The sequence below is a fragment of the Pseudomonas sp. W17 genome, from assembly GCF_040268305.1.
In the GTDB taxonomy this organism is placed as follows: Bacteria; Pseudomonadota; Gammaproteobacteria; order Pseudomonadales; family Pseudomonadaceae; genus Aquipseudomonas; species Aquipseudomonas protegens.
In genome coordinates this window covers 2,900,463-2,919,213 of the sequence record NZ_CP158490.1, presented here as the reverse complement: position 1 = coordinate 2,919,213, position 18,751 = coordinate 2,900,463, and the positions used below count along the sequence as shown (strand labels likewise).

The window sequence follows — 18,751 nt, the reverse complement described above, 5'->3', positions numbered from 1 at the left end:
TCAGGCCTTGCGTTGCTGCTCGACCCACTGCCCGTAGGCGTTGATGAAGCCCTGCAGGAACGGCCGGGTTGCTTCGGACAGTTTGCCGGCCTCGTCGAATGCCGAGCCAGCGCCACCCAGGTAGGCCTCGGGCTGCTGCATGCAGGGCACATTGAGGAACACCAGGGACTGGCGCAGGTGGTGGTTGGCGCCAAAACCGCCAATGGCCCCCGGAGAAACGCTGATCACCGCCCCCGGCTTGCCGCTCCAGGCACTTTTACCGTAGGGCCGCGAGCCGACGTCGATGGCATTTTTCAGCGCCGCCGGTACCGAGCGGTTGTATTCCGGGGTAACGAACAGCACCGCGTCGGCGCCGCTGATCTGTTCTCGAAAACGGGTGTAGGCCGCCGGTGGCGTGGCATCGATGTCTTCGTTGTAGAGCGGCAGGTCACCGATCTCGACGATGTTCAGCTGGAGGCTGGCAGGCGCCAGCTCGGCCAGGGCCAGGGCGACCTTGCGGTTCAGGGACTGCTTTCTCAGGCTGCCGACCAGTACTGCGACCTTGTAGACATTGCTCATGGGAGTTTCCAACCGTTGGCGTAAAGAAGGTGTTAGTTATAGATGACCCGAGGTGATATCTGCTACCCCACCCCGATAATTCCCAAGCCATGGCCTGTTGCCAGAGAGCCCGCGATAACGAGGCTGGCACCGGTAGCGGATTATTTTTTTCCCGGGGTAAAACTTCCCCTGGGGACACCGGGTCTACACCACCGAATTTGCGTGTTTTATCTCCAGAGGCTCTAAAGAATGGCAGCAGTACTTGTCGGACAATTCCATGCAAGAGATGCCGAGGGACGGGTGTACTCAGTGCACGAATTCCAGGAATCCATGCCCCCGGAGGACGGCGCGGCCGGATCGGAGCCCGTGACCACCTACCGCCTGGCCATCGGCGACCGGGTCAAGAAACTCGATGACAACCAGTTCCTGCTGGTGCAGTCGGATGTAACCATCGTGCGCGAGCCCGAGACCTATGTAGCTCAGTGATTCTGCGCGAGCATCATCGCCAGCTGTTGTGTCGCCACACTTGGGTTAGGATTCGTTGCTTGACCCCTCGACGGCTGGAGATGGACTTCAAGCATGCGTTTACGTCATATCGAAGTGATTCAGGCGCTCCTGCAAACCGCTCACCTGGGCACTGCCGCCGAACTGCTGCAACTTTCGGTGGCCGAGGTCGAGGCCCTGCTGCGCGACGCCGAGAGCCAATTGGGCTTCATGCTGTTCGCCAGTGTTCGCGGCCGTTTGCAGGCCACCCGTGAAGCTCGGGAGCTGCAGGGAGCCATCACCCGGGTGTATGACGCTTTCGAGCCCGTGCAGCGCCTGGCCGACAGCCTGAGGTTCCACCAGGCGCCACCGCTGCGCCTCGTCGGCACCCCGCCGCTGGTTCAGCAACTGCTACCCCAGTGCATCGCCGCCCTGCGCCGGCGCTTCGCCGACACCCCTTGCAGCCTGCTCGGCCAAAGCACCCGGGACATGGTCCACAGCCTGCTGCTGCGTGACTGCGATCTGGGCCTGAGCCTGCATGACCCGCAGCACCCGGACATCCACAGCCAGGCCCTGGCCCAGGGCAAGCTGTTTCTCCTGGCGCCCCACGGCTGGCTGCAACCCAAGCAGAAATACGTCGCCCTGCAGGATCTGGCCGGCCAGGCCATGGTCGGCCTGGAGGGCCAGGACCCGCTGAGCGTGATGCTTGCCAGCAAACTGCAGAACCTGCGCCCCAGCCCGGTGATCCAGACCCGGGTGCAGACCTATCAAATGATGCGCAGCCTGGTGGAAGCCGGCGAAGGTCTGGCCATCGTCGACCCCTTCACCGCCGTCGGCGCCCGCAGCGCCGGGCTCGATGTGTGCCCGCTGTCGCCCCCCATCAGCGTCACGCTGTACGCCTTGCGGCGCCACGGCAGCGACAGCTCGCCACTGACCACTGCCCTGCTGGAGCTGCTCACGGAACAGGCCGAGGCCCTTCTGGCAGGTTAAAGCGCCGGCCCCTCCAGCTCATTGGCGAACAGCCGGTACCAGAAGATCGCCACCTCGGCGGTGTGCGGGTCGATACCGCGGTAACGCAGGTGGTCCACGCCCCCTACCACATAGCCGCATTGCTCGTAGAGACGGCAGGCCCCCAGGTTGTTGTTCTGGGTTTCCAGCATCATCCCCGGCAGTTTTTTCCTGCGGCTCCAGAACTGCGCCACATCCAGCAGCGCCCTGGCTACCCCGTGGCGCCGCGCAGGCGCATGCACCGCCAGCTCATCGATATGGGCGTAACCGTTCCAGTTGGTGCTGACCACCACATGGCCCACCGGCTGGTCGTCCAGATAGGCCATGAAGATCTCGCTGTCCGCGGCATTGCGGTAGCTGCTGAACTCCTCCGGGTCGATGCCATAGCATTTGCGATAGGGCACGATCCGTCGCAGGGCCCAGTCCGCCACCGGCACTTCGCGTTCGGCCACGGCATAGGCGCTGACCTCGAAGCTGAAGTCGCTGCCCCAGATATAAGCGGCAAAGCCCTCATCGGCGACTCGCACCGCCAGGCCCGGATAACGGGGATTCACAACAGGTTGCATGGCCGGGAAACTCCTCATGCCTTGATGCAATCGACGGTGTACTGGCGCCCGTCGCCCAGATCGTCATGCTGCAGCCCGTGCACATCGGCGACAAACCCCGGGAAGCTGCTGTCAAAGGCCCGGGCAAAGGCCAGGTAATCGATGATCGAACGGGTGGAATCGGTGAAACGCTCGCCCGGCATGATCAGCGGAATGCCCGGCGGATAGGGCACCAGCATCACCGCAGCGATACGCCCCTGCAACTGATCGATGGAAACCGCCTCGACCTCGCCCCGCACCAGATGGTCATAGGCATCGGCAGGCTTCATGGCCACCTCCGGCAGCACCGTGTACATGCGCTTGAGGTGCTTGGCCGTGGCGTTGCTGCGGTAGCAGGCGTGCAACTGGTCGCACAGGTCCTGCAGGCCCATGCCCTGGTAGCGCTGCGGGTCCTGCCCGGCCACGCTGGGCAGGCAGCTGGCCAGGCTGACATTGGCGTCGTAGCTGCGCTTGAACTCCAGCAGTTCGGTGAGCAGCGTGCTCCACTTGCCCTTGGTGATGCCCATGGAGAACAGCACCAGGAACGAATAGAGCCCGGTCTTTTCCACCACCAGCCCGCGCTCCCAGAGAAACTTGCTGACCACCGCCGCCGGGATCCCGTGCTCGCTCAGGGCGCCGCCCGCGGTCAGGCCGGGCATGACCAGGGTCACCTTGATCGGGTCCAGCAGCACATAGTCATCGGTGACCCCGGCAAAGCCGTGCCACTCGCCTTCAGGTTCCAGCAGCCAGTCCTCGGTGCGCACCTGGTCGATGCCCTCGACCCGCTCCGGTTGCCACACCGAGAACCACCAGTCATCGGCGGCGATGTTCTGCCGCAGGTTGGCCAGGGCCCGGCGAAAGCTCAGGGCCTCATCGAACATTTCCTGCAGCAGCGAGCGCCCCGCCGGCCCTTCCATCATCGCCGAAGCCACGTCCAGTGAGGCGATGATGCTGTACTGCGGCGAGGTGGAGATATGCATCATGAAGGCTTCGTTGAAGCGGTCGCGGTCCAGTTGCCGGGCGCCGCCATCCTGCACGTGAATCATCGAGGCCTGGCTGAAGGCCGCCAGCAGCTTGTGGGTGGAATGGGTGGTGAACACCAGCGGGCTGTCGGCGCTGCGGGACGTGCCCATGCCGTAACGCCCGGCGAAGAACTCATGAAAGGCCGCATAGGCGTACCAGGCTTCGTCGAAGTGCAGCACCTCGACACTGTTGCCCAGGCTCTGCTTGATCAGCTCGGCGTTGTAGCACAGGCCGTCATAAGTGGAGTTGGTGACCACCGCCAGCTTGACCCTGGGCGGCCGGCCGCGGGTCAGCGGGCTGGCATCGATCTTGGCCTGGATCGACTCGGCGCTGAACTCGCTCAGGGGAATCGGCCCGATGATCCCCAGTTCGTTGCGCTCCGGGCACAGGTACAGGGGAATGGCCCCGGTCATGATGATCGAGTGCAGCACCGACTTGTGGCAGTTGCGGTCCACCAGCACCAGGTCATCGCGACCGACCATGGAATGCCAGACGATCTTGTTGGCGGTGGAGGTGCCATTGATCACGAAAAAGGTGTGATCGGCGCCAAAGTTGCGCGCGGCACGGGCCTCGGCTTCCGCCAGCGGGCCGGTGTGATCCAGCAGCGACCCCAGCTCCGGGACCGACACCGACAGGTCCGAACGCAAGGTGTTCTCGCCAAAGAACTGGTGAAACGCCTGCCCCACCGGGCTCTTGCGATAGGCCACGCCACCGCCGTGCCCCGGGGTGTGCCAGGAATAGTTGGAGTCGGCGGTGTGCTGTACCAGGGCCTTGAAGAACGGTGGCAGCAAGCCATCCAGGTAGCCCCGCGCGGCCCGGGCCACTTGCCGGGCCAGGAACGGCACCGTGTCCTCGAACAGGTAGAGAATGCCCCGCAGCTGGTTGAGTTCGCTCATGGCGTCGGCGGGGGCGTTTTCCAGGGTCACCTGCTCGCCCAGGGCAAAGATCGGCAGCAGCGGCGCACGTACCCGCGCCAGGCGGATCAGTTCCACCATGTTCTGCAACAGGTGCTTGTTTTCCCCGGCCCCTTCGGCGGCGATCAACATGCAGGCCAGGCCGTGATGGGTCGAAGCCACCAGCCGCCCTTCGGCATAGTCCACCGCGGAAAAGATGCTGAACCCGTCCTTTTCCAGTTCCCGGGCGATCCCCCTGACCCGGTCCCCCGCGACCGTATCGGCCTTGATGTCGCGATGCACGATCAGGATCGGAAACTGCAGGTCTTTATACATGGGGCTCAGTGTCCTGAAACGGCGGGCAGGCCCCGCCAATCAACTCAGGGTAGAAGCTGCGCACGCTTCGTGTCACCCCAGGCATGGGCTGGGTGTAACAAAACGTCGCTCTGGAACAATTGCCGGTCCATTCCGAGCCACGCCCCAACCACGCCTGTAGCCGCTGCTGAGCCTGGCGATCTCCCGCCAGGCAAGGCCCTCAATATCGCGGCGCCTCCTACGGCGCCGTTAGCCGCCTGCGGCAGCGGCCACAGCAAAGGCTTACTGCTGGGTTTCGAGCAACTGGGTCCAGAGGGCCGGGGCGCCGGCGGACTTGGCGATGATTTCCAGGCGCCCCTGATGCTCGGCCAGTTCGGCCTCGCTGGCCTGGATGATCCGCCCGCGCGGGCGATCGGCCGGCAAGCGGCGGATTTCCGAAGCCTGGCCGGCCCCCTCGCCAGAGCCGTTGCCGTCCGAGGCATTACCCGCCAGGGACAGGCTGGTCTGGCCACCGGTCATGGTCAGGTAGACGTCGGCCAGGATCTCCGAGTCGAGCAAGGCGCCGTGCAGTTCACGGCCGGAGTTGTCGACGCCGTAGCGTTTGCACAGGGCGTCGAGGCTGTTGCGCTGCCCCGGGTGCCGCTCGCGGGCCATCATCAGGGTGTCGAGGATGGTGCAGTGCTGGGTGATGTCGGCCCGTTCGTGCTGGCCCATCAAGGCGAATTCGTTGTTGATGAAGCCAACGTCGAACGCCGCGTTGTGGATGATCAGCTGCGCGCCCTGGATGAAGTCGAAGAACTCGTCGGCGACTTCGGCGAAACGCGGCTTGCCCACCAGGAATTCGTTGGTGATGCCGTGGACGCCGATGGCGCCCTCATCGCTCTCGCGATCCGGTTGCAGGTAAACGTGGAAGTGCCGGCCGGTCAGGCGCCGACCGATCAACTCGACGCAACCGATTTCAATGATCCGGTGGCCGTCGGTCACCGGCATGCCGGTGGTTTCGGTATCGAGTACAACAGATCTGTTGGCCATCAGGGGTCAGTTCTCAACGGTGGAAGTGTTTCAAAGCGCGGGATTTTAGCACGCTCTGGCGGCAGGACACCCATGGCGGATTCATCAGCCCCCAGCCTGCGCAGTTTTTAACAATCCTTAGCAAAGCTGCTGCAGTTCGCTGCAACGCAAAGCGCTAGGGTGCCCGACGATATTTTCCGCCGGACCCAGCCCTGCCATGCCCCCCAGCAAAACCCGACTGGCCTGCGCGCTCTGCGCCTGCCTGTGCGCCGACCTCGTCCAGGCCAGCGCCCTGGTGATCAGCACCGACATCAGCATGAGCCTGACCCTGAGCTCAACCGAGGGCAGCTCCAAAGCCAGCAGCTCATTCAAGGACGACAAACTTGTGCTCGCCGCCCAGAGCGATGCCGCGGCCTTCGTGGCCACCGCCGGCGAGATCCGTGGCGCCCGGTTGGAAGCCGCCCTGATGCACATTCGCCAGGTGCTCGGCGCCCCGCCCTGTAGCGACCTGCAACTGGCCAGCGCCATGCTTGCGCTCTAAGCCCCCAGGCGCATCCGCAGCTAATTCATCGCGCGCCCCAGCCGTTTCTTTATGCGAACAAGGCTATTGCGTTACCGTGCGGCCTCACCCAGGCGCGCGGGTGCTGATACCCGGCGTTGCACTCACCCCACAGGAACCGCCCTCCCATGCTCAAGACTCGACAGATGCTCCCACTGCTGCTGGCCTTGGCCTGCATCAGTGGCTGCTCTTCCCTTGCGCACACCGACAGCGACAGCCGACAACGGCCGCTGATCGTTGCCCATCGCGGCGGCGCCGCGGACTTTCCCGAGAACACCCTGCTGGCCATCGACAACGCCCTGCGCAATAACGTCGACATGCTCTGGCTGACGGTGCAACTCAGCCGCGATGGCGTACCGGTGCTGTACCGACCGGCCGACCTGAGCGCCAATACCCAGGCCACAGGCGCAGTCAACCAGCACACCCTGGCGCAGTTGCAGGCACTCAATGCCGGGTGGAATTTCAAGCAGACAGCAGCCGATGGCCAGGTGAGCTTTCCCTATCGCGCCCAGCCGGTAAGCCTGCCGTCGTTGCGTCAGGCGATGATGGCGATCCCTGAGTCGGTGCCGGTGATTCTCGACATGAAGGCCCTGCCGGCTGCCCCCCAGGCCCAGGCCGTCGCCCGCTTGCTGGAACAGCTGCACGCCTGGAACCGGGTGCTGATCTACTCCACCGATGCCGGCTACCAGCAGGCTTTCGCGCCCTATCCCCAGGCCCGGCTGTTCGAATCCAGGGACAGTACCCGGGACCGGCTGGCCAGCGTCGCCCTCGCCCACCACTGCAACGCACCACCTGCACCCGGCAGTTGGGTGGCTTTCGAGTACCGGCGCCCGGTGCAACTGGTCGAGACCTTTACCCTGGGCGAGGCGCGCTCCCAGGTCGATGCCCGGCTGTGGACGCCCGCTGCGGTGGATTGCTTTCAGTCACGGGGCAAGGTGCGGATGCTGGCGATCGGCATCAATACGGCCGAGGACTACCAGGCGGCCACTTGCCTGAAGATGGATGCGGTGCTGGTGGATTCGCCCCGTGCGACGGGGGAAATGAAGCAGCGGCTCGAACGGCCGCTGCCTTGTCGCTGATTGGCCACTCAGGGCATCAGGGCTGCTTGTAGCCGCGGACCTCGTCGACACCGCGGTTGGCCAACTGGTCGGCCCGCTCGTTGCCGTGATGGCCGGTGTGGCCGCGCACCCATTTCCAGGTGACGTTGTGGCGGTTGACCTGTTCGTCGAGCTGCTGCCACAGGTCGGCATTCTTCACCGGCTCCTTGGCGGCGGTCTTCCAGCCGCGCTTCTTCCAGTTGGCCATCCACTCGTTGATGCCCTTCATCACATACTGCGAGTCGGTGACCAGTTGCACATCGCACTGGCGCTTGAGCTCTTCCAGGCCGCGGATCGCCGCCATCAGCTCCATACGGTTGTTGGTGGTGTTGGCTTCGCCGCCCCAGAGCTCCTTTTCGACGCCCTTGCACACCAGCAGCGCGCCCCAGCCACCGGGGCCGGGATTGCCCTTGCAGGCACCGTCGGTAAAGATTTCTACGCTATCGCTCATCCACGCCTTCCATCAGAAAATTGCCATTGGCCCGCCGACCGCGATCGACCGGGCCCAGGGCCGGGCTACGCCGGCCGGGAGTGTATAAAAAGAGGGTTTCAACAGTTCATCAAGGCTCGGCGTTGCGGCGGTTGACCTTGGCCATGGGCAGCGGTACCAGCTTGCCCATCGGCTCGCGCCGCACCTGGCGCACCGGGCGCAGGCCCACGGCGATCTTGCGCGCCACCAACAGGTAGAAGCCGCCGCCGGACAGCTGCCAGTGCCCGGCCCTGCGCTCCCAGCCGGCCAGCCGCGCCTGCCATGCCGTTGAAGCAAGCGGCGGACGATAGCACCCGAAGCGGCGTTTCTCCAGCGCGAAGCCCAGCAGGTTGAGCCAGTCGCCGACCCGCGACGGGGAGATGCAGCGGGCCAGGCGCAACGCATCATGGGCGAACACATGGCGCAGGCCCCAGGTGCTCCAGGGGTTGATGCCGACAATCAGCAGATGCCCCCCAGGGCGCACGCTGCTGGCCGCCTCGCGCAGCAGGCCATGGGGCGACAGGCAGAAATCCAGGCCGTGCTGCAGCACCACCACATCGGCGGCGTGCTCGCTCAGGGGCCAGGCCTGCTCCTCGCAGACGATCTCCACCCCGGGCAAGGGCGCGCCGAGACGCACGTTGCGTTGCACCTGGGGCGCCGCCGGCGGGGTTTGCGCCGAGGGCCCGTAGTGCACCAGGTAGCCACCGAAGAAACGTCCCAGTTCCTCTTCGAGCATGCGCCGCTCTTCATCCAGCAGAAATTGCCCCAGGGGGCCGGACAGCCACTCCCGGGCCGCACTGATCAGGGCCAGCCAGTCGGGATCTGCCTGAGCGAAGGCTTTATCGGTCATTGCATTCTCCAACACGCCAAGAAGCTCTAAGATGCGCCATTGTTTTCCGCTTGGCGAATCCGAAGATGATACAGATCAGTGCCCTGCCCGCCTTCACCGATAACTACATCTGGTTGTTACAAGATCATCGCAGCCAGCGCTGCGCAGTCGTCGATCCGGGGGATGCAGCGCCGGTACTGGCCTGGCTGGAACAGCACCCGGGCTGGGTGCTCAGCGACATCCTGATCACCCACCATCACCACGATCACGTCGGCGGCGTCGAACGCCTCAAGCAGCACAGCGCGGCCACGGTCTATGGCCCGGCCCGGGAAAAGATCCCGGCCCGCGACATCGGCCTCGAAGACAACCAGCGGGTTAGCATCCTCGGCTGGGAGTTCGAGGTGTTCGCCGTGCCCGGCCACACCCTGGGGCATATCGCCTACTACCACCATGGCCTGCTGTTCTGTGGCGATACCCTGTTCGCGGCCGGTTGTGGCCGGCTGTTCGAGGGCACTCCGGAGCAGATGCATCACTCCCTCGGCCGCCTCGCCGCGCTGCCGGACGACACCCTGATCTACTGCACCCACGAATACACCCTGAGCAACCTGCGCTTCGCCCAGGCGGTGGAACCGGCCAACCAGGACATCGCCGAACGCCTGGCGAAGGTCACGCAGATGCGTGAGCAAGGGCGCATGACCCTGCCCTCGACCCTGGCCCTGGAGAAATTGACCAACCCGTTCCTGCGTACCGGTGAAACATCCGTTAAACAAAAAGCGGACGAACGGAATGGCCAGGATAACCAGTCGCAGAGTGCGGTCTTTGCGGCTCTGAGGGCTTGGAAAGATAAGTTCTAAGCAGGCTATCGATTGGTACAAAAATTCTGAATGGTTGACCGCACCCCGGGTGCTTTCTAGAATCGCCCGACATTTTTGCCCGGAACTTACTTCCAGCCAATGTCGTCATCTATTCGTTATTCCATCAGTTCAGACGCATTGACGCGCTTGGCCCAGGCCATCGCGGTAGCTGTGTCAGCGACTCTTGCGGGCTGCCAAAGCACCGGCCATGCCCCGCAGAGCGACGCGACACACACACAGAATTTCAACGCCCGCATCAAGCAGAAACCCATCTGGCTGAGCAACCAGCCCAGCCCGCAAGTCCCCCAGGACGTCTGGGAACGCATGCGCCAGGGGTTCCAATTGCAAGAAGGCCTGGGCGTCAACCCGCGTATTGAACAGCAGCGCCTGTGGTTCGCCAGCAACCCTTCCTTCCTGGAAAATGCCGGCGAGCGCGGCAGCCTTTATATCCACTACATCGTCGAGCGTCTCGAAGAGCGCAACATGCCGCTGGAACTGGCCTTGCTGCCGGTCATCGAAAGCGCCTACAACCCCCTGGCCTATTCCCGGGCCGATGCGGTGGGGCTGTGGCAGTTCGTCCCGGCCACCGGGCGCTACTTCAACCTGCGCCAGACCCGCTTCTACGATGGCCGCCGCGACATCACCGCGTCCACCACCGCGGCCATGGACTACCTGAGCCGCCTGCACGACATGTTCAACGGCGACTGGCTGCTGGCACTGGCCGCCTACAACGCCGGTGAAGGCACGGTGAGCCGGGCCATCGAGCGTAATGAAAAGCTCGGCCTGCCCACCGACTACTGGAACCTGCCGCTGCCGGCCGAGACTCAGGCCTATGTGCCCAAGCTGCTGGCCCTGTCCCAGGTGGTGCTGGCCCCACAGGCCTACGGCGTGAACCTCAACCCGATCGCCAACGAACCCTACTTCCAGGTGGTGGAGATCAACCAGCGCATGGACCTGTCCAAGGTCGCGGCGGTGGCCAACATCGACGAGGACGAGCTGTTCCAGCTCAACCCGGCGTTCAAGCAGCGCACCACCATCGACGGCCCCCAGCACCTGCTGGTGCCAACTTCCAAGGCACAGTTGCTGACCACCAGCCTGTCCACCATGAAACCCGAAGAACTGATCAGCAAGCGCTCCCTCAAACCGGTCTTCGACCGCGACGAAGGGCGTGATTCGCTGCGGGCCAAGCGCATCTACCGGGTCAAGAATGGCGACAACCTGACCCTCATTGCCAAGGCCAACAAGGTCAACGTCCAGGACCTGCAGCGCTGGAACAAGCTCAGCGGCAAGAACCTCAAGGTCGGCCAGACGCTGGTGATGCAGGACACCCGCAAGGTGGCCAGCAAGAAAACCAGCCTGGCCAGCAACAAGAAGAAGTCGACTCAGTACAAGGTCAAGCAGGGCGACTCGCTGTACATGGTGGCCAAGCGCTTCAATGTCGAGATGCAGCACCTCAAGCGCTGGAACCCCCGCGCGGCCCAGGCCCTCAAGCCCGGCCAGATGCTGACGGTGTACCTGCCGCACTGAAATCTCCCCTGTAGGAGCCGGCTTGCCGGCGAACAGCCTTCGCCGGCAAGCCGGCTCCTACAGGAAATTTCAATTGCACGAAGCGCGCGCCAGCGAGCTTTTTCCTGCTGATACAAGCTGTTACTGTACGGAGCACAAAGCCCAAGCCGCCTGGATCGGATCTCTGTCTCGATGCGTCCCCTGCTCCTGCTCTTCATCAGCCTGGCCTTGAGCTTTCCCGCAAGCGCGACGATCACCGAAAGTCACGGTTACGCGCAGTTTGGCACGCTCAAATACCCGGCAAAGTTCACCCATTTCGATTGGGTCAACCCCGCTGCGCCCAAAGGCGGCACCTTGCGAGTCATGGCCTTTGGCACCTTCGACACCCTCAATCCCTACACCTTCAAGGGCACCAGCCCGGTCGCCACGCCGAATTTCCTGCAATACGGGGTCAACGAGCTCAACGAACCCTTGATGGTGGGCACCGGCCTGTATGCGCCGTCCGGTGATGAGCCGACTTCCAGCTACGGCCTGATCGCCCGCTCGGTGGAATACGCCGAGGACCGCAGTTGGGTGGTCTTCAACCTGCGCCCCGAAGCGCGCTTTCACGATGGCAAGCCGATCACCGCCTACGATGTGGCGTTCTCCTATCGCCTGTTGCTCAAGGAAGGCCACCCGCAATACCGCACCAACCTGCAGGAAGTGCAGCGGGTGGATATCCTCGGCCCGCAGCGCATCCGCTTCGTGTTCAAGCGTGCCGGCAACCCCTTGCTGATCCTGCGCCTGGGCGAACTGCCGGTGCTGCCCCAGCATTACTGGAAGGATCGCGACTTCAAGGCCACCACCTTCACCCCGCCCCTGGGCAGCGGCCCGTACCGCATCACCCAGGTACAGCCCGGGCGCCAGCTGGTGATCGAACGGGTCAAGGACTACTGGGGCAAGGACCTGCCAGTCAACCGCGGTTTCAACAACTTCGACCGGGTCGAAGTGGAGTTCTACCGCGACAGCGACGTGGCCTTCGAAGCCTTCAAGGCCGGCGAGTTCGACATCTATATCGAGCACCAGGCCAAGAACTGGGCCAACGGCTACAACTTCCCGGCGGTCAACCGCGGTGAGGTGATCAAGGCCCAGGTGGCGCACCAGATCCCGACCCAGACCCAGGGCCTGTTCATGAACACCCGCCGCGCCACTTTCGCCGACGTGCGGGTGCGCGAGGCGCTGGGCATGATGTTCGACTTCGAGTGGACCAACCGCACCCTGTTCAGCGGCGCCTACCAGCGCGCCCTGAGCTACTACCCCAACAGCGAGTTCTCCGCCACCGGGGTACCGCAGGGCCATGAATGGCTGCTGCTCTCGCCCTACCGCGAGCAACTGCCCGCCAGCCTGTTCAGCCAGGCCTTCAGCCTGCCGCGCACCGACGGCCGCGGCATCCCGCGGGACACCCTGCGCAAGGCCCTGGGGCTGCTCGGCGAGGCGGGCTGGAAGCTCAATGGCCAGCGCCTGCAGAACAGTGCCGGGCAGCCGCTGCGCTTCGAGCTGATGCTGGTCAATCCCAACCTGGAACGGATTCTCCAGCCCTACGTGGAGAACCTCGCGAGCATCGGCATCGACGCCCGCCTGCGCACCGTGGACCGGGCGCAATACAAGCAGCGCCTGGACCAGTTCGACTACGACATGATCCTCATGACCCTCAACCAGACCCTGAGCCCGGGCCTGGAGCAATGGCAGTACTTCCACTCCAGCCAGGTCTCGGTCAAGGGCAGCAAGAACTACGCAGGCATCAACAACCCGGTGGTCGATCACCTGCTGGAACAGCTGCTGGCCGCCCAGACCCGCGACGACCAACTGGCCGCGGGCAGGGCCCTGGACCGGGTGCTGCTGTGGCAGCACTACATGATTCCCAACTGGTACCTCAACTATCACCGCCTGGCCTACCGTAACCGGTTCGCCTTCGTCACCACGCCGCCCTATACCCTGGGCCTCGGCGCCTGGTGGCTGAAGTCCATGGAGAACGCCCAATGATGCCCCTGCGTGCCCTGCTCCTGCGCACCAGCGGCCTGTTGTTCAGCGCCATCGCCTGCTATGCCCAGGCTGCGCCGCAACACGCCGTGACCCTGTACAACGAAGCGCCGAAATACCCGGCGAACTTCCAGCACTTCGACTTCGTCAATCCCGACGCGCCCAAGGGCGGCACCTTCCGCATGGCCGGCTTCGGCAGCTTCGACAGCCTCAACCCATTCATCAGCAAGGGCGTGCCGGAGCTGAACATCGGCCTGGTCTACGACACCCTGATGGCCCAGAGCCTGGATGAGCCGTTCACCGAGTACGGCCTGGTGGCCAGCAAGATCGAGAAGGCCCCGGACAACAGCTGGGTGCGCTTCTATCTGCGCCCCGAGGCGCGCTTCAACGACGGCCAGCCGATCCACGCCGAAGACGTGGTGTTCAGCTTCCAGACCCTGATGAGCGCCGGCTCGCCGCTGTACCGCGGCTACTACGCTGACGTCGACCAGGTGATCGCCGAAGACCCGCAGCGGGTGCTGTTCAAGTTCAAGCACACCAACAACCGCGAGCTGCCGCTGATCCTCGGCCAGCTGACGATCCTGCCCAAGCACTGGTGGCAAAGCCGCGACTTTGCCAAGAGCAACCTGGAGATTCCCCTGGGCAGCGGCCCTTACAAGGTCACCGAGGTCAAGGCCGGGCGCTCGATCCGCTACGAGCGGGTCAAGGACTATTGGGCCAAGGACCTGCCGGTCAACCGCGGCTTCTACAATTTCGACGTGATCACCAGCGACTACTACCGCGACAACACCGTGGCCCTGGAAGCGCTCAAGGCCGGCCAGTTCGACTACTGGCTGGAAATGAGCGCGAAGAACTGGGCCAACGCCTACAACATTCCGGCCGTGGCCCAGGGCCGCCTGATCAAGGAGCAGATCGCCAACGGCAACCCCACCGGCATGCAGGGTTTTGTCTTCAACACCCGCCGGCCGATGTTCCAGGACGTGCGGGTGCGTCACGCGCTGAGCCTGCTGCTGGACTTCGAGTGGAGCAACAAGCAGCTGTTCAACGGTGCCTACACCCGCACCCGCAGCTACTTCGAGAACTCGGAAATGGCCGCCACCGGCCTGCCGGGGCCCGAGGAACTGGCCATCCTCGAACCGCTGCGGGGCAAGATCCCCCCGCAGGTATTCGACCAGGCCTTCTCCCCTTCGGTGTGCGACGGCAGCGGGATGATCCGCGCCCAGCAGCGCCAGGCCTACCAGCTGTTGCAGGAAGCCGGCTGGCGCATCGTCGACGACAAGATGGTCGACGCCCAGGGCAAGCCGGTGGTGATCGAGTTCCTGCTGGCCCAGACCGAGTTCGAGCGCGTGCTGCTGCCGTTCAAGCGCAACCTCAGCGACCTGGGCATCGACCTGGTGATCCGCCGGGTCGACGTGTCCCAGTACATCACCCGGGTGCGCTCGCGGGACTTCGACATGATCGTCGGCAGCTTCCCCCAGTCCAACTCCCCGGGTAACGAGCAACGCGAGTTCTGGATGTCCTCCAGTGCCGACAAGCCCGGCAGCCGCAACTACATCGGCCTCAAGGACCCGGCCATCGACAGCCTGGTGGAAAACCTGATCAACGCCGATTCCCGCGCCAGCCTGGTGGCCCACGCCAAGGCCCTGGACCGGGTCCTGCAATGGGGCTACTACGTGATTCCCAACTGGCACATCAAGACCTGGCGCGTGGCCTACTGGGACCATATCGGCCACCCCAAGGTCGCGCCCAAGTACGACATCGGCGTCAACACCTGGTGGATCAAGCCCGGCGCCAAGCCGGCCGTTGAACCGACCCCGGACAACCAGGCGGCCCCGGCCGAAGCGGTGTACTGACCATGCTGGCCTATATCTTTCGCCGCCTGCTGCTGATCATCCCCACGCTCCTGGGCATCCTGCTGATCAACTTCGTGATCATCCAGGCCGCACCCGGCGGCCCGGTGGAGCAGATGATCGCCAAGCTCGAAGGCTTCGACGGCGCCACCAGCCGCATCGCCGGCGGCGGCGCCGAAGTCTCGGTGGCCGGTTCCAGCTACCGCGGCGCCCAGGGCCTGGACCCGGCGCTGATCAAGGAAATCGAGCACATGTACGGCTTCGACAAGTCGGCGCCGGAACGCCTGTGGATCATGATCAAGAACTACGCCACCCTGGATTTCGGCAACAGCTTCTTCCGTGACGCCAAGGTGGTGGACCTGATCAAGGAGAAGATGCCGGTGTCCATCTCCCTCGGGTTGTGGAGCACCCTGATCATGTACCTGGTGTCGATCCCCCTGGGGATCGCCAAGGCCACCCGCCACGGCAGCCACTTCGATGTCTGGACCAGCTCGGCGATCATCGTCGGCTACGCGATCCCGGCCTTCCTGTTCGCCATCCTGCTGATCGTGGTGTTCGCAGGCGGCAGCTATTTCAACTGGTTCCCCCTGCGCGGCCTGACCTCCAACGACTTCGACCAGCTGAGCTGGGGCGGCAAGATCCTCGACTACTTCTGGCACCTGGCGCTGCCGGTCACCGCCCTGGTGATCGGCCACTTCGCCACCATGACCCTGCTGACCAAGAACAGCTTCCTCGACGAGATCAACAAGCAGTACGTGGTCACCGCCAAGGCCAAGGGCCTGACCCAGCGCCGGGTGCTCTACGGCCATGTGTTCCGCAACGCCATGCTGCTGGTGATCGCCGGCTTCCCCTCGGCCTTCATCGGCATCTTCTTCACCGGCTCCCTGCTGGTGGAGGTGATCTTCTCCCTCGACGGCCTGGGCCTGATGAGCTTCGAGGCAGCGATCAACCGCGACTACCCGGTGGTGTTCGGCACCCTGTTCATCTTCACCCTGCTGGGGCTGGTGGTGAAACTGATCGGCGACCTGACCTACACCCTGGTCGACCCTCGCATCGACTTCGACAGCCGGGAGCATTGAGATGAACCTGTCCCCCCTCAATCGCCGGCGCTTCGAGCGCTTCAAGGCCAACAAGCGCGGCTGGTGGTCGCTGTGGCTGTTCCTGGTGCTGTTCGTCCTCAGCCTGGGCGCCGAGCTGATCGCCAACGACAAGCCGCTGGTGGTGCACTACGAAGGCGGCTGGTACTTCCCGGCCCTCAAGCGCTACCCGGAAACCACCTTCGGCGGCGAATTCCCCCTGGAAGCCAACTACAAGAGCCCCTACATCCGCGAACTGCTGGCGCAGAAGGATGCCTGGGTACTCTGGGCACCGATCCCCTTCAGCTACCAGAGCATCAACTACGACCTGCGGGTGCCGGCCCCGGCGCCGCCTTCGGCGGACAACCTGCTGGGCACCGACGACCAGGGCCGCGACGTGCTGGCCCGGGTCATCTACGGGTTCCGGGTGTCGGTGCTGTTCGCCCTGACCCTGACCATTCTCAGCTCCATCATCGGCGTCATCGCCGGCGCCCTGCAGGGCTTCTACGGCGGCTGGGTGGACCTGGTGGGCCAGCGCTTCCTGGAGATCTGGTCCGGCCTGCCGGTGCTCTACCTGCTGATCATCCTCGCCAGCTTCGTGCAGCCCAATTTCTGGTGGCTGCTGGGGATCATGCTGCTGTTCTCCTGGATGAGCCTGGTGGACGTGGTGCGGGCCGAGTTCCTGCGCGGGCGCAACCTGGAGTACGTGCGCGCGGCCCGGGCCCTGGGCATGCAGAACGGCGCCATCATGTTCCGCCACATCCTGCCCAACGCCATGGTCTCCACCATGACCTTCATGCCCTTTATCCTCACCGGCGCCATCGGCACCCTCACCGCCCTGGACTTCCTCGGTTTCGGCCTGCCGCCGGGGGCGCCATCCCTCGGCGAGCTGGTGGCCCAGGGCAAGTCCAACCTGCAGGCGCCCTGGCTGGGCATGAGCGCCTTCGCCGTGCTGGCGATCATGCTCAGCCTGCTGGTGTTCATCGGCGAATCCGCCCGCGATGCCTTCGACCCGAGGAAATGACATGACCCAGGACAACCTGATCGAAGTCCGCGACCTGGCGGTGGAGTTCGTCACCGGCGAGCACCGCCAGCGGGTGGTGCAAGGCGTCAGCTTCGACATCAAGCGCGGCGAGACCCTGGCCCTGGTGGGCGAAAGCGGCTCGGGCAAATCGGTCACCGCCCACTCCATCCTGCGGCTGCTGCCCTACCCTCTGGCGCACCACCCCAGCGGCACCATCCAGTATGCCGGGCACGACCTGCTGACCCTGAAAGAGAAGACCATCCGCCATATCCGCGGCAACCGCATCGCGATGATCTTCCAGGAGCCCATGACCTCGCTGAACCCGCTGCACAGCATCGAGAAGCAGATCAACGAAGTGCTGGGCATCCACAAGGGCCTGACCGGCAAGGTCGCCACCCGGCGCACCCTGGAACTGCTGGAGCTGGTGGGCATCCCCGAACCGCACAAGCGTCTCAAGGCCCTGCCCCACGAGCTGTCTGGCGGCCAGCGGCAACGGGTGATGATCGCCATGGCCCTGGCCAACGAGCCGGAACTGCTGATCGCCGACGAGCCCACCACAGCCCTGGATGTCACCGTGCAGCTGAAGATCCTCGAGCTGCTCAAGGAACTGCAGGCGCGCCTGGGCATGGCGCTGCTGCTGATCAGCCACGACCTGAACCTGGTGCGGCGCATTGCCCACCGGGTCTGTGTCATGCAGAAGGGCTGCATCGTCGAACAGGCATCCTGCGAAGATCTGTTCCGCGCGCCGCAGCATCCCTACACCCGGGAACTGCTGGCCGCAGAACCCAGCGGCCTGCCGGCGGCCAACGAGATTGGCCCGCCGCTGCTGGAGGTTAACAACCTCAAGGTCTGGTTCCCGATCAAGAAAGGCCTGCTGCGCAGCACCGTGGATCACGTCAAGGCAGTGGACGGCATCCACTTCAGCCTGCCCCAGGGCCAGACCCTGGGCATCGTTGGGGAAAGCGGCTCGGGCAAGTCGACCTTGGGCCTGGCGATCCTGCGCCTGATTGCCAGCCAGGGCGGCATTCGCTTCGAGGGCCAGCAACTGGACAGCCTGACCCAGCAACAGGTTCGGCCGCTGCGGCGGGAAATGCAGGTGGTGTTCCAGGACCCCTTCGGCAGCCTCAGCCCGCGCATGAGCGTGAGCCAGATCGTCGGCGAGGGCCTGCGCATCCACAAGATAGGCAGTGAACAGGAGCAGGAACAGGCCATCATCGAAGCCCTCAAGGAAGTCGGCCTGGACCCGGACACCCGGCACCGCTACCCCCATGAGTTTTCCGGCGGCCAACGCCAGCGCATCGCCATCGCCCGGGCCCTGGTGCTCAAGCCGCGGCTGATCCTGCTGGACGAACCGACTTCGGCCCTGGACCGCACGGTGCAGCGCCAGGTGGTGGAACTGCTGCGCACACTGCAAAGCAAGTACAACCTGACCTACCTGTTCATCAGCCACGACCTGGCGGTGGTCAAGGCCCTGAGCCACCAGTTGATGGTGATCAAGCACGGCCAGGTGGTGGAACAGGGGGACGCCGGGGGCATCTTCGACGCCCCGCAACACCCTTACACACGGCAATTGCTGGAAGCCGCCTTCCTGGCTCCGGCAAGCGCCGAATAACC

The 18,751-nt window shown here is 64.4% G+C and carries 17 protein-coding genes; 11 read left to right on the top strand and 6 right to left on the bottom strand.

Translation table 11 applies throughout. The features are described from left to right. Window positions 1–558, bottom strand: a complete 558-nt coding sequence (locus ABCR88_RS13680) for an NAD(P)H-dependent oxidoreductase (RefSeq protein ID WP_041118477.1) — start codon at window positions 556–558, stop codon at window positions 1–3. Between the two features lie 228 nt (window positions 559–786). Between ABCR88_RS13680 and ABCR88_RS13675 the strand changes: the two genes are divergently transcribed. Together ABCR88_RS13675 and ABCR88_RS13670 are read left to right on the top strand one after the other, a co-directional pair. Continuing rightward, a complete protein-coding gene (locus ABCR88_RS13675; protein ID WP_011061572.1) occupies window positions 787–1,023 on the top strand; it encodes a hypothetical protein in 237 nt (78 codons plus the stop codon). A 93-nt stretch (window positions 1,024–1,116) separates the two neighbouring features. Further along, window positions 1,117–2,010 (top strand): LysR family transcriptional regulator, encoded by an 894-nt coding sequence (locus tag ABCR88_RS13670; RefSeq protein WP_011061573.1) that lies wholly within the window; start codon window positions 1,117–1,119, stop codon window positions 2,008–2,010. Here the strand turns inward: ABCR88_RS13670 and ABCR88_RS13665 are convergent. The 3 genes from ABCR88_RS13665 to dnaQ form a co-directional block, all read right to left on the bottom strand. Then, complete coding sequence (locus ABCR88_RS13665) at window positions 2,007–2,594, bottom strand: GNAT family N-acetyltransferase (RefSeq protein WP_325984745.1); 588 nt, start codon at window positions 2,592–2,594, stop codon at window positions 2,007–2,009. The genes ABCR88_RS13670 and ABCR88_RS13665 overlap by 4 nt on opposite strands. 14 nt (window positions 2,595–2,608) lie before the next feature. After that, complete coding sequence (locus tag ABCR88_RS13660) at window positions 2,609–4,864, bottom strand: arginine/lysine/ornithine decarboxylase (RefSeq protein ID WP_041118482.1); 2,256 nt, start codon at window positions 4,862–4,864, stop codon at window positions 2,609–2,611. Window positions 4,865–5,125: 261 nt separating this feature from the next. Beyond that, a complete protein-coding gene (gene dnaQ, locus ABCR88_RS13655) occupies window positions 5,126–5,875 on the bottom strand; it encodes a DNA polymerase III subunit epsilon (protein ID WP_350022767.1) in 750 nt (249 codons plus the stop codon). A gap of 196 nt (window positions 5,876–6,071) precedes the next feature. Between dnaQ and ABCR88_RS13650 the strand changes: the two genes are divergently transcribed. Together ABCR88_RS13650 and ABCR88_RS13645 are read left to right on the top strand one after the other, a co-directional pair. After that, window positions 6,072–6,395 carry a DUF2388 domain-containing protein gene (locus ABCR88_RS13650; protein ID WP_350404723.1) on the top strand — a complete coding sequence of 108 codons (324 nt, stop codon included), beginning with the start codon at window positions 6,072–6,074 and terminating at the stop codon, window positions 6,393–6,395. 146 nt (window positions 6,396–6,541) lie between these two features. Then, entirely contained in the window at window positions 6,542–7,492 is a 951-nt protein-coding gene (locus ABCR88_RS13645; RefSeq protein ID WP_236184781.1) for a glycerophosphodiester phosphodiesterase family protein, read from the top strand. A gap of 16 nt (window positions 7,493–7,508) precedes the next feature. Here the strand turns inward: ABCR88_RS13645 and rnhA are convergent, their stop codons facing one another. Next, window positions 7,509–7,961: a ribonuclease HI gene (gene rnhA / locus ABCR88_RS13640; RefSeq protein ID WP_011061579.1), complete on the bottom strand. Its 453-nt coding sequence runs from the start codon at window positions 7,959–7,961 to the stop codon at window positions 7,509–7,511. Between the two features lie 109 nt (window positions 7,962–8,070). After that, window positions 8,071–8,829 carry a methyltransferase domain-containing protein gene (locus tag ABCR88_RS13635; RefSeq protein WP_011061580.1) on the bottom strand — a complete coding sequence of 253 codons (759 nt, stop codon included), beginning with the start codon at window positions 8,827–8,829 and terminating at the stop codon, window positions 8,071–8,073. 65 nt (window positions 8,830–8,894) lie between these two features. Between ABCR88_RS13635 and gloB the strand changes: the two genes are divergently transcribed. From gloB to ABCR88_RS13600, 7 genes are all read left to right on the top strand, one after another. Continuing rightward, window positions 8,895–9,662 (top strand): hydroxyacylglutathione hydrolase, encoded by a 768-nt coding sequence (gloB, locus tag ABCR88_RS13630; RefSeq protein WP_041120658.1) that lies wholly within the window; start codon window positions 8,895–8,897, stop codon window positions 9,660–9,662. Window positions 9,663–9,761: 99 nt separating this feature from the next. Beyond that, window positions 9,762–11,189, top strand: coding sequence for a LysM peptidoglycan-binding domain-containing protein (locus tag ABCR88_RS13625; RefSeq protein WP_015635820.1), 1,428 nt, complete (start codon window positions 9,762–9,764; stop codon window positions 11,187–11,189). A gap of 171 nt (window positions 11,190–11,360) precedes the next feature. Continuing rightward, window positions 11,361–13,190, top strand: coding sequence for an extracellular solute-binding protein (locus ABCR88_RS13620; protein WP_350404721.1), 1,830 nt, complete (start codon window positions 11,361–11,363; stop codon window positions 13,188–13,190). Then, window positions 13,187–15,040 (top strand): extracellular solute-binding protein, encoded by a 1,854-nt coding sequence (locus ABCR88_RS13615; protein ID WP_077934212.1) that lies wholly within the window; start codon window positions 13,187–13,189, stop codon window positions 15,038–15,040. Before ABCR88_RS13620 ends, ABCR88_RS13615 begins: the two co-directional genes overlap by 4 nt. A 2-nt stretch (window positions 15,041–15,042) precedes the next feature. Next, window positions 15,043–16,116 (top strand): microcin C ABC transporter permease YejB, encoded by a 1,074-nt coding sequence (locus ABCR88_RS13610; RefSeq protein WP_011061585.1) that lies wholly within the window; start codon window positions 15,043–15,045, stop codon window positions 16,114–16,116. Window position 16,117: 1 nt separating this feature from the next. Then, entirely contained in the window at window positions 16,118–17,137 is a 1,020-nt protein-coding gene (locus ABCR88_RS13605) for an ABC transporter permease (protein WP_011061586.1), read from the top strand. Window position 17,138: 1 nt separating this feature from the next. Then, entirely contained in the window at window positions 17,139–18,749 is a 1,611-nt protein-coding gene (locus ABCR88_RS13600) for an ABC transporter ATP-binding protein (RefSeq protein ID WP_011061587.1), read from the top strand. The last annotated feature ends 2 nt before the right edge of the window (window positions 18,750–18,751 follow it).

What these genes read in the sequence shown, in the direction of transcription:
- ABCR88_RS13680 (WP_041118477.1), bottom strand. Translation starts at nt 558, where the DNA reads ATGAGCAATGTCTACAAGGTCGCAGTACTGGTCGGCAGCCTGAGAAAG.
- ABCR88_RS13675 (WP_011061572.1), top strand. Translation starts at nt 787, where the DNA reads ATGGCAGCAGTACTTGTCGGACAATTCCATGCAAGAGATGCCGAGGGA.
- ABCR88_RS13670 (WP_011061573.1), top strand. Translation starts at nt 1,117, where the DNA reads ATGCGTTTACGTCATATCGAAGTGATTCAGGCGCTCCTGCAAACCGCT.
- ABCR88_RS13665 (WP_325984745.1), bottom strand. Translation starts at nt 2,594, where the DNA reads ATGCAACCTGTTGTGAATCCCCGTTATCCGGGCCTGGCGGTGCGAGTC.
- ABCR88_RS13660 (WP_041118482.1), bottom strand. Translation starts at nt 4,864, where the DNA reads ATGTATAAAGACCTGCAGTTTCCGATCCTGATCGTGCATCGCGACATC.
- dnaQ (WP_350022767.1), bottom strand. Translation starts at nt 5,875, where the DNA reads ATGGCCAACAGATCTGTTGTACTCGATACCGAAACCACCGGCATGCCG.
- ABCR88_RS13650 (WP_350404723.1), top strand. Translation starts at nt 6,072, where the DNA reads ATGCCCCCCAGCAAAACCCGACTGGCCTGCGCGCTCTGCGCCTGCCTG.
- ABCR88_RS13645 (WP_236184781.1), top strand. Translation starts at nt 6,542, where the DNA reads ATGCTCAAGACTCGACAGATGCTCCCACTGCTGCTGGCCTTGGCCTGC.
- rnhA (WP_011061579.1), bottom strand. Translation starts at nt 7,961, where the DNA reads ATGAGCGATAGCGTAGAAATCTTTACCGACGGTGCCTGCAAGGGCAAT.
- ABCR88_RS13635 (WP_011061580.1), bottom strand. Translation starts at nt 8,829, where the DNA reads ATGACCGATAAAGCCTTCGCTCAGGCAGATCCCGACTGGCTGGCCCTG.
- gloB (WP_041120658.1), top strand. Translation starts at nt 8,895, where the DNA reads ATGATACAGATCAGTGCCCTGCCCGCCTTCACCGATAACTACATCTGG.
- ABCR88_RS13625 (WP_015635820.1), top strand. Translation starts at nt 9,762, where the DNA reads ATGTCGTCATCTATTCGTTATTCCATCAGTTCAGACGCATTGACGCGC.
- ABCR88_RS13620 (WP_350404721.1), top strand. Translation starts at nt 11,361, where the DNA reads ATGCGTCCCCTGCTCCTGCTCTTCATCAGCCTGGCCTTGAGCTTTCCC.
- ABCR88_RS13615 (WP_077934212.1), top strand. Translation starts at nt 13,187, where the DNA reads ATGATGCCCCTGCGTGCCCTGCTCCTGCGCACCAGCGGCCTGTTGTTC.
- ABCR88_RS13610 (WP_011061585.1), top strand. Translation starts at nt 15,043, where the DNA reads ATGCTGGCCTATATCTTTCGCCGCCTGCTGCTGATCATCCCCACGCTC.
- ABCR88_RS13605 (WP_011061586.1), top strand. Translation starts at nt 16,118, where the DNA reads ATGAACCTGTCCCCCCTCAATCGCCGGCGCTTCGAGCGCTTCAAGGCC.
- ABCR88_RS13600 (WP_011061587.1), top strand. Translation starts at nt 17,139, where the DNA reads ATGACCCAGGACAACCTGATCGAAGTCCGCGACCTGGCGGTGGAGTTC.